General features: G+C 42.2%; 13 protein-coding genes. All 13 read right to left on the bottom strand.

Features of this window, described 5'->3' with window-relative positions:
* Positions 1–134: 134 nt before the first annotated feature.
* Positions 135–491 (bottom strand): helix-turn-helix domain-containing protein, encoded by a 357-nt coding sequence (locus L6I86_RS15280; protein WP_338113416.1) that lies wholly within the window; start codon positions 489–491, stop codon positions 135–137.
* Positions 491–2,299 carry a glutamine--fructose-6-phosphate transaminase (isomerizing) gene (gene glmS / locus L6I86_RS15285; protein ID WP_236288376.1) on the bottom strand — a complete coding sequence of 603 codons (1,809 nt, stop codon included), beginning with the start codon at positions 2,297–2,299 and terminating at the stop codon, positions 491–493. Before glmS ends, L6I86_RS15280 begins: the two co-directional genes overlap by 1 nt.
* A 296-nt stretch (positions 2,300–2,595) precedes the next feature.
* Positions 2,596–3,765 carry a DegT/DnrJ/EryC1/StrS family aminotransferase gene (locus L6I86_RS15290; RefSeq protein ID WP_236288378.1) on the bottom strand — a complete coding sequence of 390 codons (1,170 nt, stop codon included), beginning with the start codon at positions 3,763–3,765 and terminating at the stop codon, positions 2,596–2,598.
* Between the two features lie 17 nt (positions 3,766–3,782).
* Positions 3,783–4,418 (bottom strand): acetyltransferase, encoded by a 636-nt coding sequence (locus L6I86_RS15295; RefSeq protein ID WP_236288380.1) that lies wholly within the window; start codon positions 4,416–4,418, stop codon positions 3,783–3,785.
* A gap of 16 nt (positions 4,419–4,434) precedes the next feature.
* A complete protein-coding gene (locus L6I86_RS15300; RefSeq protein WP_236288382.1) occupies positions 4,435–5,031 on the bottom strand; it encodes a sugar transferase in 597 nt (198 codons plus the stop codon).
* Positions 5,032–5,047: 16 nt separating this feature from the next.
* Positions 5,048–6,019, bottom strand: coding sequence for a glucosamine inositolphosphorylceramide transferase family protein (locus L6I86_RS15305; RefSeq protein WP_236288385.1), 972 nt, complete (start codon positions 6,017–6,019; stop codon positions 5,048–5,050).
* 78 nt (positions 6,020–6,097) lie between these two features.
* Positions 6,098–7,135 (bottom strand): UDP-glucose 4-epimerase GalE, encoded by a 1,038-nt coding sequence (gene galE, locus L6I86_RS15310; RefSeq protein WP_236288387.1) that lies wholly within the window; start codon positions 7,133–7,135, stop codon positions 6,098–6,100.
* Positions 7,136–7,157: 22 nt separating this feature from the next.
* The gene (locus L6I86_RS15315; RefSeq protein WP_236288389.1) at positions 7,158–8,231 is read right to left on the bottom strand and encodes an EpsG family protein; all 1,074 of its coding nucleotides are present in this window, start codon (positions 8,229–8,231) and stop codon (positions 7,158–7,160) included.
* 19 nt (positions 8,232–8,250) lie between these two features.
* Positions 8,251–9,135: a glycosyltransferase family 2 protein gene (locus tag L6I86_RS15320; RefSeq protein WP_236288391.1), complete on the bottom strand. Its 885-nt coding sequence runs from the start codon at positions 9,133–9,135 to the stop codon at positions 8,251–8,253.
* 4 nt (positions 9,136–9,139) lie between these two features.
* Positions 9,140–10,246, bottom strand: coding sequence for a glycosyltransferase family 1 protein (locus L6I86_RS15325; protein ID WP_236288393.1), 1,107 nt, complete (start codon positions 10,244–10,246; stop codon positions 9,140–9,142).
* Positions 10,231–11,385, bottom strand: a complete 1,155-nt coding sequence (locus L6I86_RS15330) for a glycosyltransferase family 4 protein (RefSeq protein ID WP_236288395.1) — start codon at positions 11,383–11,385, stop codon at positions 10,231–10,233. The genes L6I86_RS15325 and L6I86_RS15330 overlap by 16 nt, the downstream gene beginning before the upstream one ends.
* Positions 11,386–11,396: 11 nt before the next feature.
* Positions 11,397–12,272 (bottom strand): UTP--glucose-1-phosphate uridylyltransferase GalU, encoded by an 876-nt coding sequence (gene galU, locus L6I86_RS15335; protein WP_056608942.1) that lies wholly within the window; start codon positions 12,270–12,272, stop codon positions 11,397–11,399.
* A 16-nt stretch (positions 12,273–12,288) separates the two neighbouring features.
* Entirely contained in the window at positions 12,289–14,115 is a 1,827-nt protein-coding gene (locus L6I86_RS15340) for a polysaccharide biosynthesis protein (RefSeq protein ID WP_236288397.1), read from the bottom strand.
* Between the last annotated feature and the right edge of the window lie 111 nt (positions 14,116–14,226).

Raw genomic sequence — 14,226 nt, forward strand, 5'->3', positions numbered from 1 at the left:
AAATGTAATAGTTGCTCCTATTAGTATAACAGAATTCCTATTAAAGAACAAATGTTGTTCCCAATAAAGAACAACACTAGCCCCCTAAGGGGCTAGTGTTTACTTCCCTTCATGAATAAGTTCAAATGATCTCATCAGACACTCGTTATTTTGTCATTATGCCACTTCATAAACTCTATCAATATTTTCAACTCATGGATCCGTTCCTTTTTAATGCCTGATTTTTTCAAGTCTGCAATAAAATCCATCCATTCTTGATCAAGTTGCTGATTGGTTTCCACTTCTACAGCAATTTTCAAAAGTATTTTCAGATCAACCTTGAGAACCAAAGCAATTTTCTCGATAACATGAATGGAAGGATTCTGTTTCAAATTCCTCTCAATGTTGCTTAAATACGACTTGGAAATACCTGTCCGTTCCGAGAGCTCGGACAATGTATACCCCCTTTGCTTACGAATACTCGATATATTGTGACCAATCATCGTTATCATCACTCCACAGTGACACTTTTGGCAAGATTTCTGGGCTTATCAATATCACAGCCCCGATATTTAGCTGCATAATAAGAAATTAATTGTAATGGAATCACCGACACCAAAGGGGTTAGCAACTCATGTACCGCAGGCAGCACAATTTGATCGCCTCTCTCCTCTGATCCTTCCATGGTAATCATACACACATTGGCACCTCGTGCCATGATTTCTTGCACATTGCTCCGAACATTCGCACGAATATGTGACTGTGTAATGAGAGCAATGGCAGGTGTCCCCTCCTCAACTAGGGCAATTGTGCCATGTTTGAGTTCCCCGCCTGCGAACCCTTCAGCTTGGATGTAGGAGATCTCCTTCAGCTTTAAGGCACCTTCTAATGCAATATAATAATCTACACCTCGGCCAATGAAGAAGCAATTTCGTGAGGAAGTGAGATATTGCCAAACGACCTCTTCCATCATCTCTTTCTTATTAATCATAATTTCCATAGCGTTCGCGGCGATACTCAGCTCATGAAAAGGGTTAATACCATACAACTGCTCCATACCTTTCTCTCTTATACTATCGAAGGCAAGCAACGCTAATACAGCAATTTGTGCCGTGTAGGCTTTTGTTGAAGCTACGGCAATTTCAGGTCCTGCATACGTCAATAACGTATAATCCGCTTCACGAGATAGTGTCGATCCTGGTACGTTAGTAATCGTAACGGTAGGATACCCCATCTGTTTAATCGCAACCAATACGCCCCGGCTATCTGCCGTCTCCCCGCTTTGTGAAATAAAGATAAACAGCGGATTCGCGGACAAGATAGACCTGTTATACAGAAACTCGCTAGCGATATGTGCTTCAACTGGGATGTTAGCGATCTTCTCGATCAGTTGCTTACCAACTAAACCAGCGTGATAACTGGTTCCACAAGCAATGATATAGATGCGATCCGCCATAGTCATACGTTCGCGCAACTGCGGGTCAATTAAGATCCCCCCTTGGCCATCCTGATATTTGGAGATTACTTTGCGAATAACCACTGGCTGCTCGTCAATCTCTTTGAGCATATAGTGCGGGTATAAACCTTTCTCTATATCGCTGGCATCCAGTTTTACTTGAAAAGGTCTTCTTTGAATCGTTTCACCATCTAAGTTTTTAATTGTTTTGGCATGCTGGCGAAGAATAACCATCTCTTCATCCAATAATTCGACGAATTGATTCGTAAGCTGCAGCATCGCCATCGCATCGCTCGCAATAACATGGAAATCGGATCCAAGCCCGATGAGTAAAGGACTTTTATTTTTGCCAACATAAATGGTTTCTGTGTCCTGACTATCCAATACAGCAACAGCATATGAACCTTTAATTGCTAGAAGCAATTGCCGAAAAGCCTCCTCGACAGATAATCCACTTTCCACAAGTTGCTCCAACTTTTGTACAATGACTTCCGTGTCCGTATCACTGGAGAATGGAATATGAGCAAGGGAATTCTCCTTCAGCTCTTGATAATTCTCAATCACACCATTATGTACGACCGTGAATCTACCATTGTGACTTTGATGAGGATGTGCATTGCGCTTACTTGGTTTGCCATGCGTTGCCCATCTTGTATGACCAATTCCCATCCGCGCCCCTTGCTCCGAATCAATAACTTCGCGAAGCGCCGCAATTCGACCTTTTTCTTTATACAGATGTAAGCCGCTCTCGTTTAGAATAGCAATACCCGAAGAATCATACCCTCGATATTCAAGCTTTTCTAGTCCCTTGACCAGTATTTCCTTCGCATCCTGACTACCAATATATCCTACAATTCCGCACATTCGCATTACCTCCCTAATCTCAATTCTCAATAAAGAACAATAAGGCAGTATTTAGGAATAACTGAATAGATTTGTCTATTTATTCATACGTTTGTACAGAAGGGAGGAATCATGCCATGACTTCATTTTGGATAAACGTATGGAGAAAGGTGATACGTAGGTACCATAAATTCATGCATGACTACAACTATATCCTCTATCGGGATTGCCTGGACGCACAAATGAAAATAACACTATTTCAGAAAATGATTCATCATCGTATGAAAATAGACGAAAATTCGTAGGCAAACTATTCGTTAAGCACTGATACTCTTGGCTTTAAGGATGGATTTCTGAATACAGGTAATGACCCGATCTTGGTCTTCTTCCGTCATACTAGAGCCCGAAGGCAGGCATAAGCCTGATTGGAATAATCGCTCTGACACATTGTCGCTGTCACTATGTGGATAATAAGCAATCCCTTCAAATAGAGGCTGCATATGCAGCGGCTTCCAAACGAGACGAGCCTCAATATTCTCTACCGCCAGGAGTTCTATTAATGTCTCCACGGATACGCCGGCTTCTTTCGCATCGACTGTCAATGCTGTCAACCAACGATTCGACCTTGTATTCGGTAACTCCGGCATAAATTGAATGCCTGGCAAATGGGCTAATGCGTGATAATAGCGTTCAAATACAACTCGTCTAGCGATCACTCTTTCTTCCAAAACCGCAAGCTGAGCACGGCCAACTCCTGCCAATATATTGCTCATCCGATAGTTGTAACCTATCTGACTATGCTGATAATGCAGGGCATAATCTCGTGCTTGTGTAGCTAGAAATCGTGCTTTATTCAACCCATCCACATCGTTCGACACCAACATGCCGCCGCCTGATGTGGAAATAATCTTATTCCCGTTGAAGGAATAGACGCCAAACTTTCCAAATGAACCGCTTGCTCTTCCCTTATAGGTCGATCCTAAGGATTCTGCCGCGTCTTCAATAATGGGGACATGAAATAATTTACACAAGGCCACGATTTCGTCCATTTTGGCACTTTGACCATATAGATTCACAACAATGATCGCTTTGGGCAATTTCCCATTAAACGCAGCTTCATATAAGGCACGTTCTAATGCTTGGGGAGACATGTTCCAGGTCTCGGGCTCTGAATCAATAAATACAGGTGTTGCTCCCAAGTAAACAATCGGATTCGCACTAGCAACAAACGTTAGACTTGAACAAAAGACGGTATCCCCTTCTGCAACATCCAATAGTCGCAATGCTAAGTGTATGGCCGCTGTACCCGAACTAACTGCTGCCGCATCAACAAGGCCGACATGGCTTGCTATCTCTTTCTCGAAGGCATCGACATGCGGACCTAGCGGAGCGATCCAATTTGTATCAAAAGCCTCCTGGATAAACGCCATTTCATTACCACTCATATGTGGGGGAGAAAGATAGATTCTTTTTTTGTTGGTAAACATAAATTTAACCACACCTTTCATTCACTCTTTTTTTGAATAAGTATTGCTGGGGTCCCAATTGCTGTTCGATATGAGGGAATATCATGGATAACCGTAGCTCCAGCTCCAACTGTGGCCCATTCGCCAATCTGTTTCCCAGGGATAATTGTCGCTCCTGCCCCTACCATGCTTCCTTCTTTGATCACAACAGCTCCTGTCAACGTTGCCTTAGGTGCAAGATGAACATAGTCCGCAATCCGACAGTCATGCTCAACGATGGATCCCGTATTAATAATGGTATGGTGTCCAATATGGGCATCTGCATTAATAACCGCATTAGCCATAATGACAGAGCCATGACCTAGAGAAGCACTTGGACTAATGACGGCTGTCTCATGGATCAGGGTTGCGTAGTCCTCATGAGGTAGACCTAATTTCGTAAAAATGGACTTCCTTCGTTCGTTATTGCCAATAGCAACCACCCATTTCAACTCATAACCAAGTTCAATCAATTGATGGGCTGAGGAGACTGGCCCCTGATACAAGCCATCTATGGATATGAGTTCCGTATACTTATCATCTAGAATTGCTACGATTTGATTTTCTTGCTTTGATCGAATAATTTCCCTAATAACCTTGCTATGACCACCCTCGCCAATCACAACAATATTCACACAAGTCCACATCGCTTCATGACAAATTTGATCCTGAGAATTTCTCCATCGTTACATGATTCCCATGACTGACGCCTTCTGATTTCACGACTTTGCCAACCGTTAACACCAATATTTTGAGATCCAACATAAAGCTTCTATTCTCTACGTACCAAATATCGAGTTTAAATTTCTCTTCCCACGAAATTGCATTTCTTCCGTGCACCTGCGCCCACCCCGTAATCCCAGGTCGGACAAGATGCCGCTTCGCTTGTTCTTCGGAATACAGGGATAAATAATCCATTAATAGTGGTCTTGGCCCAACTAGACTCAAATCACCTTTGATCACATTGACCAATTGTAACAATTCATCCAGGCTGAATTTTCTAAGAAAACTGCCAAAAGCAGTCAATCTCATTGAATCCGGCAATAGATTACCCTCACTATCTCTAGCATCTGTCATGGATCGCAGCTTTAATATGTTGATTGGCTTTTCATGTAAGCCTGGTCTTTGCTGCTTAAAGATGACCGGTGATCCAAGCTTCAGCTTAATTAGAAGGGCAACGATACCAATAATCGGTAGAAATAGCAGTAATAATGAGATAGCTACACAGAGATCAAACACTCTTTTCATAATGGATCTACTCCTATTAAACTTGACTAAAAAGCTTTGATTTCATTCGGTCCAGCTTCCAAAGGATATAATTCATATTTTTAAACGTATGACCATCTACGGCAATTAGCCATTTATTATCCTTTAGTAAAAGTTGGTCGATATGATGCATGCCATCCTTGCGCCAATCTTTCTCTTCCTTGGATCCACTCAAAATAAGGGAAACCTCTTCTTCTACATATTCCTGCTCAGTTAGCTTATTCACTTTAAATACTCGGACTGACTCACCATAATGTGGATAATCTGCTTGCGTATATCTATGCACACATCCATCCGAAATAATGAGTCTTCCTCCCGGTCTACTAATCTTATCGTTATTTGAAATGATTGGACTTTGAGGATGCTCCGTCCAGGGTCCTTCTAAATGATCCGAGTAGAACACATGAAAATTGTCTTCTTCCGTCCCTGTAAACATCCACCACTTGCCATTATATTGCACAAGGGATGGATCCAAGTAATTGCCCTTCAACAGATCGCAATGTACCTCCCATTCAAATGGGAAATTCTTGGCTTTATATAAAATTACCCGATTCGATTCGGCAGTTTCAGGCAGCATAAAGAATTCGTTATTATGTTTAAATACTTGTGGATACGATAAATGGAATTTCTCACGCAGCACGACACGACCATATTTCCATGTCATTCCATCTGTACTTGTAGCAACGCCAATTTCCCCTTGACCAGATGCCTTATTCAAAATTTCAAAGAAAAGAAAGTAGTCAGATTCATGCTGGATGATGAATGGATCAGCAACAAATTCTGCGGGCACATCCGTTACATCAGAAGCTTGTAAACTAGGAATGGTTAATTGTTGATAATGTGGCTCTGTTGAAATAAAATGGTCAGATCGAAATACCTTTATCGACCAAGTAGACACAACCATTCCTTGGCGCAACAGAGCCATCCAACTTTGAAATCTCTTTAGATTCCATGCACTAGCGATTGACAAAACTGTTCCTCCTTAAGATCATCCCCATGTAGCGGATTTGACAGAATTGATGGGTAGTTTGGTTCGTAATCTGCTTATTCATAGATTTGCTGCCACTTCATTCGCCGCTAGATAGCCCTGTGGATTGTAGGTTTGCCAACGCCACGAATCCAGACACATCTCATCAATACCCTTGTATGCAATCCATCCTAACTCTCGTTCCGCTTTGGTTGGGTCTGAATAACATACACCGATGTCGCCAGTCCTGCGTGAAGTTATCTTATAAGGAACGTTCCTTCCAGTTACGCGTTCGAAAGCTTTGACCATTTCCAATACACTATATCCTTGTCCCGTTCCCAGATTGTACGCCTCAACCCCTGTGGTTGCGATGACCTTCTCTAGTGCTTTCAAATGTCCGCGAGCTAGATCTACCACATGGAGATAATCTCTTACACCTGTACCGTCTGATGTTGCGTAATCATTGCCATATACCTGAAGTTCCTTCAGCGCACCTACGGCTACTTGCGTGATATAGGGCATCAGATTATTAGGGATTCCATTGGGATCTTCACCTAAACGTCCGCTGCTGTGTGCGCCAATTGGGTTAAAATATCGCAGAAGTGCGATACTCCAAGTTGGATCTGATACATGAAGATCTCTCATCATCTCTTCGATCATCAGCTTTGTTCGCCCATAGGCATTAGTTGCGCCTAATGGAGAGTCTTCTGTAATTGGAACACTTCCAGACGTCCCATACACAGTAGCCGAAGAACTAAATACGATGTTCTTCACTCCATGCTCCTGCATAAGCTCGTAAAGTACAATTGAACCAGAGATATTATTATGGTAGTAGCGTAATGGCAAAGAAACCGACTCGCCGACTGCCTTCAGTCCAGCTAAATGAATCACAGCTTCTATGGAATGCCGCTTAAACACGCTCTCCAAGTCCTGTCGATGCAACAAATTAATTGGATAGAACTCAAAGTCCTTTCCCGTTAGCTCTTTTACTCGACTTAATGATTCCGAACTGCTATTGCTAAGATTATCAACAACTACGATTTCGTACCCCGCATTCAATAACTCCACACACGTGTGACTCCCAATATAGCCAGCTCCACCTGTTACAAGAATCGACATTCAGATACCCTCCTACTAATAGTTAGAATTTTAGAAAATCGCTTTTGTAAATAATGTCCAAGGTAACAACATTTTCATAATAGAAGTAGACGAAGTAAAAACCGATGACCAAGTAATAGACTAATTTCTGCTGTTTCTTAGCAAATAAACTAATTACCCATGACATTAAGATCACATTGTATAAGCCAAAATAGATCGTAAAACGCGCAAAGATCCAATTTTGTGTCGCGATAGCCATAACAACGAAATTTAATAGCGACATGTTAACAACGTAATCACCATATGGAAATATCTCTCTAAGTTTGTGTCTTCCCAAAAAGGCAAATACCAGAGGCACCGCACTTATGGCTACCCGAATGATGTTGGCGCCGCCTTCTTGAAAATTCTGATACTCACTATAATGGGTATCTGCAATAGCCGAGAAAATAGCATTCGAAATCACACTGTACCCAACTATCAAAATGACTGAACCTGCGAGAAGCACGATGGTTGAGGAGGTCCAAGCTTTTCTTCTGACAATGTAATAAATGGGAATCAGGATGAGGGCACTTCCATGAAAAAAAGAGGCAAACACTACAACTAGGAAATACTTTTTCCAGTTTCCTTCGAATAAATATTTTGTTGCTGCGAATACAATAGCCGAAGCCAAAAATTGCCGAATTCCATTCATCGATACGATATAGAGACCTGATGTTATGTAGATATACACACTTAATTCAAAAAGTTTAGAATACTTGTACAAGACATAGACAATAAGTACGTTAGTTACTAATGCCGTAATAAAAATGAGCGGTTGGGGATTATCCGTTATTGATTTCAAGATCATTTGTAAAATGCCGAAGCCAATATCCTTCTCAGCCATGACTTCTGCCCAAGTAAAATTACTAATCCTATAAGAGTGAATATAAAAAACCGTATCGCCGATGTTATTACGAAGTCCCGCTATCAATGCGAAAGTTACCATCACAATAGCCGTCAGCCATTGATTAGGCTTCATCCATAGCTGACCATACCCAGTAGGAACAGGCTTGGCTATGTGTCTGGAAAAGTAAGATGCGATATAGACAACGACTAAGTTAAGCCAAATAATTGCCATGAGAGGTTCCTTTCGAATCTTATGAGATCCTAGTTTTCCTGCTTACATACCAATAAAGTAGAATACCAAAAGGGATAGCCAGCAATGTGAGGAGTTTAGCGGGTGATTCCATCATGAATCTGCGATTACCTGCCATTATGCTGCTGGATACAAAGTGTATGGATTGTTTAAATTTAAACATTACACTTGCTAGGGGGAGTTTCATAAGCTCTTTACGATAAAAAGCGAAGCCTTTTGGATTTTTCAAATACTGCCTCAACATGTTCATGGAAGAGCCATCAGGTAAATATTCCACACAGCAGAGTACTTCGTTCAAAAGAAGCATTTCATACTGTTGATCCAACTTATAATACTTGTAAGCTAGACCCACATATTTCTCATTTTCGAAAATGGGGTACGGATAAGCTCGTGTTAACTCGCTTCGATACACCAGCTTCTTATCACCTGTCACGCCGTGCTTACTATACAACTCAAAAAGCGTCGATCGCTTGAGTGATACTGGCAGATTAGTGCCAATAATTCGCCCATCCGTAAAGGAATCAAGCCCGATAATACCGCTAACCTGATCGCTGCCATGTTCATTCCAGAAAGTGAGAATGTGTTCTACCGCATTCGGTGGCATATAGTCATCCGAATCAATACATACATTCAGTTCTGTATCAATCAATTGATAGGCTGTATTGTGCGCACCATGCATTCCTTGATTATTCTGCCGGTGGTATCGGATCTGAATTGCATTTTCTGCGATCCAGGCAGCTACTACCTGCTCTGTGTCATCTGTAGAGCCATCGTCAATGATGAGCCATACGAAATCTTTCGAGGTTTGCTTTTTCAAATTCTCATAACAGATCGGAAGACAATACGCACGATTATATGTTGGTGTAAAAACAGTAAGCTTGGTCATCTCATCACCTCGAAATACCTAGATAAAAACCTTCGGTCCAAGCCGCCGTATTGCGGATATCATACCCCTGGTTTGATAAAGATGAAGCAGGTATGCGTCTTGATTTGTTTCTGGCCATCACAACCTTCATTTGATGAACCCAAATCTCTTTATCAGCTAGCGGCAATCGCTCTACCAATCGAATACCCATATCCACTTCCTGCGTAATCTCATCCGAGATCATGCAAGGTAGTCCTGCACCTTGTGCCTCAATGAGTGTCACCGGCAAGCCTTCATGTAAAGAGGGAAATACAAACATATCTAGTCCCTGAAGTAAATGTGCAATATCACTACGCACACCAAGAAATTTGACTTTATGCTGCAAAGCAAGAGACTTCACTTTTCTCTCCATCTCTTCTCGGAGTGGTCCATCCCCTGCTAGTACAAGCATCGTATTGGGTTTCTCTCGATTCAATTGGGCAAATACGTCGATGAGAAAAGCGTGGTTCTTCTGATGGTTGAACCTGCCAACATGTCCGAGCACGAATGCCTCAGGAGGAAGCTGCAGTTCTCGTCTTATTTCCTCTCTTACCAAGGGCGAATAAGCAAATTGCTCACTCTCAATCCCATTCTTCATCAACATCACTTTGCTTCGCTGATTAGCGAATAGCCACTGTGCTGCCATATTCGAGCAAGCCAGGAAATGAGTGGCACAGGAAGCGATGAATGTACCTGCAAACCATTTATAAGCTTTAGCCGCTACGCCGCCTTCACTGCTTGTATTGTGACTATGGGCAATGCGAATGGGAATATCCGCCTTCTTGGCCGAACGTAATACAAAACCACTCATTTTATCCATATGAGCATGAACAATCCTGTAGTTTGCATTAACGAAGAATTGATCTAAGGCTTGGATATATTTCGCGTGTCCACTATCCGACACGTAGGGGATTCTATGAATAATCCCTCCCATCTCGGTAATCTCCGAATCATAGGCTCCTGGTTTGCAAGTTAGAAAGTCGAATTGAATCTTCGTTCGATCTACATTTCGATATAAATTCATTAAAAGGGTCTCTGCTCCACCCCTATTCATATTGACAACGACATGCAGAATTCTTATTGCATCGCCCACATGACCTCCACCTTTTCGTCCATAAATCGAGAATATATTGCGCTTTTCTGATGTAACACTTGCTCAATGGCGTATTTGGTCTCAACCATTTGTCTCCCATTCGAGCCTAACTGGGTTCGCAATTCCCTATCGCCAGCTAAGAGCAGAAGCTTCTCTGCCATTCTTATATGATCATGGGGAGAAATCAGCCAACCATTATTACCGTCATGCACAAGTTCTCTGTGCCCCCTGTTGTCACTTGCAACGATTGGGAGTCCGCAGGCCATCGCTTCCATCATATTCACGGGCAGACCTTCACGCAGACTGGATGCAACAGCAATATCACACATAGGAAGCAAGTAATCTATATCTTTTCGATAACCAAGAAAATCCACTTGTTGAGCAACCTGAAGCTCTTTAGCAAGCTCTTGACATTGCACTTGTAGCGCTCCTTCTCCAGCAAGCAACAGTTTGACATGAGGCGCTTCATTGCGAATATGAGCTAATGCTCGTATGAGCTGCTGCTGATTCTTATTCTGATTAAATTCTGCCGCATAAAATAAAAGAATATCCGCTGGTTGATAACCCATGGATACTTTTCTTTCGGCTCTATGCAGTTCGTCGATCTGTTGAAAGCGTGTTGTATTAACGCCAACGCCATGCACATGTTCGATCTGATTCGCACGGAACCCATGTTTCCTAGCAAGCAAGTAATCTTCCTCATTAATTGTGATCAAACAATCTGTAAAATAAGATAAGAATTTCTCTAAAGGATAATAGGCTAGCCAATGGAACAAAGGCGCACCTTGGCAAAAATGAAAGCCATGCGCGGTATAAATAACCTTCGTCCCCTGCTTACGGGCTGATCGTGCGGCTAGACGAGCCAGCACACCTCCCATTGGGGTATGGCAATGGATGATATCATACTTGTTTGCAGCCAGGATGGACTTCAGTGATGCATAGGCATCTAGATTCGTACGGTGGAGCGGCGACCTCTGAATCGGAATATCAAACTTAGCATCAACATAAGGGAGCTCAATATTCCCACTCGCCGCAACATGAACCTCGAAGCCCTGATCCTTGAACCATTTCAAGTAAGGCAGGTGAAAAGCCCTAAAGTGATAATCAACCGTTGCGCAAAACAATACTTTTCTAGACATCGTGGCATCACCTATTTAATTAATTCTTTCTCCATAAGTTCGGAAAGATATTTCAATAGACCGTATCTTAACTCTTTACGCTGCAACGCATATTCGATCGTTGTTTGAATGAAGCCCATTTTCTCCCCAACATCATAACGGGTACCTTCAAATTCGTACGCATACACCGATTCGATCCGATTGAGTTGTGCGATCGCATCCGTTAACTGGATTTCGCCTCCAGCTCCTGGTTGCTGATTATTGAGAATCTCAAAAATTTTGGGTGTTAGAATATATCGCCCCATAATCGCTAAATTAGAGGGTGCTAATTCTTTGAGCGGTTTCTCAACAAGATGATTGACACTATGTAGTCGGTTCTCTAACTCAAAGCCATCCACAATCCCGTATCTGGACACCTCTTCGTCTGGTACGTGCTTCACGCCTATAATGGATGCGTCGTGGTACTCATATTGTTCCATCAATTGCTGCAAGCATGGCTTATCCGCTCGAACAATGTCATCCCCAAGCAATACCGCGAATGGCTCATTGCCAATAAATTTACGTGCACACCAGATCGCATGCCCTAAGCCCTTAGGCTCCTTCTGGCGAATATAATGAATATCTACATTCGAAGACTTTTTCACTTCCGATAGCAGCTCGAACTTCTGCTTTTCTAATAAATTTTGCTCAAGCTCGAAGGAGTTATCAAAGTGATCTTCGATCGCTCTTTTCCCTTTACCCGTGACAATAATAATATCTTCGATGCCTGATTCGATAGCTTCCTCAACAATATATTGAATGGTCGGTTTATCAACAATGGGCAGCATTTCCTTCGGCATTGCTTTCGTTGCTGGTAGGAATCTTGTCCCCAGACCAGCAGCTGGAATAATGGCTTTTCTAACTTTCATAAATGATTGCTCCTTTTCAGCCTACAGATGATAGTTTCTTGGATAAAAGAAGAACATTGCTGTTTCCAATATTAAGCAAATGCTCTCTTAAGCTATCCTTATCTAATGTGTTGTAAATGGAAATGGTTTCTTTGATTTCCTCCATAAATAGGTCCGCCGTTTTGCCGATATAAATCTTCGGATATACTTGTTGTTCTTCGATTTCATCTGCCTTCAAAAGCTCCTCATAAAGCTTTTCTCCGGGTCTCATTCCAGTAAATTCAATACCGATATCTTCCACCGAATTACCTGAAAGTTTGATTAGATTTTTGGCCAGATCGACTATTTTCACAGGTTCACCCATATCGAGGACAAAAATTTCTCCCCCTTTAGCTAATGCACCAGCTTGCATAACGAGTCGAGATGCTTCCGGAATCGTCATGAAGTAGCGAATCATATCCGGATGAGTGACCGATACGGGACCGCCTTTTTCAATTTGATGCTTGAACCTTGGAATGACACTGCCTCTGCTTCCCAACACATTGCCGAATCGGACGGCCACGAACTTCGTATTGCTGCTTCTATCCATGTCTTGAATAATCATCTCGGCCATTCGCTTCGTGGCTCCCATAACACTCGTTGGATTCACAGCTTTATCCGTGGAGATCATGACGAAGGTATTCACTTCATACTTGCTTGCTGCAATCGCGACGTTCATCGTACCAATCACGTTGTTCTTAACCGCTTCTTCGGGATTGCGTTCCATCAGCGGTACATGCTTATGAGCTGCCGCATGGTACACGACATCAGGGCGATGTCGATTCATAACGGCCATCATTTTGCGTGAGTCCTGAATATCAGCAATTTCGGTAATGAATTCCGTTTGGGCGTATTCACATATGTCCTTCAATTCCATTTCGATGGAATAAATACTGTTCTCTCCGTGCCCTAGTAAGATGAGCTTGCTAGGCTGGAACTTAGAAACCTGACGGCAGATTTCAGAGCCAATGGACCCTCCTGCACCGGTTACCAAGACCACTTTGTGGGTAACAAACTCAGAAATACTTGCGATATCGAGCTCGATGGGCTCCCTACCCAATAGATCCTCAACATGAACGTCCATGAATTGATTGACCGAAAGCTTACCTGTTACAAGATCCTCTAACATTGGCAATGTTTGCGTTTTGGCTGTCGTTTTGGCGCATTCCTGTACGATACTATTAAGATCCCGTTTTCCTAGAGAAGGAATTGCAATGATGATATTCTCAATTTGCATTTCTTTCACGGTTCGTTCAATCTGAGATATCCCGCCTACAACAGGTATGCCTAGAATATCCAGATTGTGAATGCGAGCATTATCATCAATAAAAGCAACCGGCTCTAACTCTGCATCGTTGTTCTTAATGAGTTGCCTGGCAACCATAAGTCCTGCGGAACCAGCCCCTACAACCAAAGTTCGCTTCTTCCCTGTTTTCTTAATATAGGTACTCCGAAATAGCCGCCAGCAGAAACGAGATCCGCCAATGAGCAAAATGTGAATCATCCAAGTTACAGCGAGCAAACGAAAAGAAATATCCTGAGCCATGATTTCCTGAATACACGCAACCACAACAATTGAAAAGCTAACTGCTTTTATGATAAATATTAATTCTGCAATACTCGCATGCTCCCAAGCTTTTTTATAAAGCTTGTATCGAAATGAAAACACATGATGACTTAGCAGCAGTGTAATTGAGCTGACAACCATAGGTAATGTTATGACATGAAGATCTGCGCTCAATAGAAATCGGCTTACAAAAATCGATGTTAAGACAATAAAAGAGTCAACAAAGACTAATAAGGATAATCGTTGGCGATATGACAAATAAATTCACCCTTTCACTAAAGTACTTAAGTATAAGGCCTTTGGAAAAAGACCATATAATTAAATCCTTTAATACGCTATAGGGCATCTAACCCTGCCTCGCACCACACT

The sequence above is a fragment of the Paenibacillus allorhizoplanae genome, assembly GCF_927798215.1.
GTDB lineage: Bacteria > Bacillota > Bacilli > Paenibacillales > NBRC-103111 > Paenibacillus_E > Paenibacillus_E allorhizoplanae.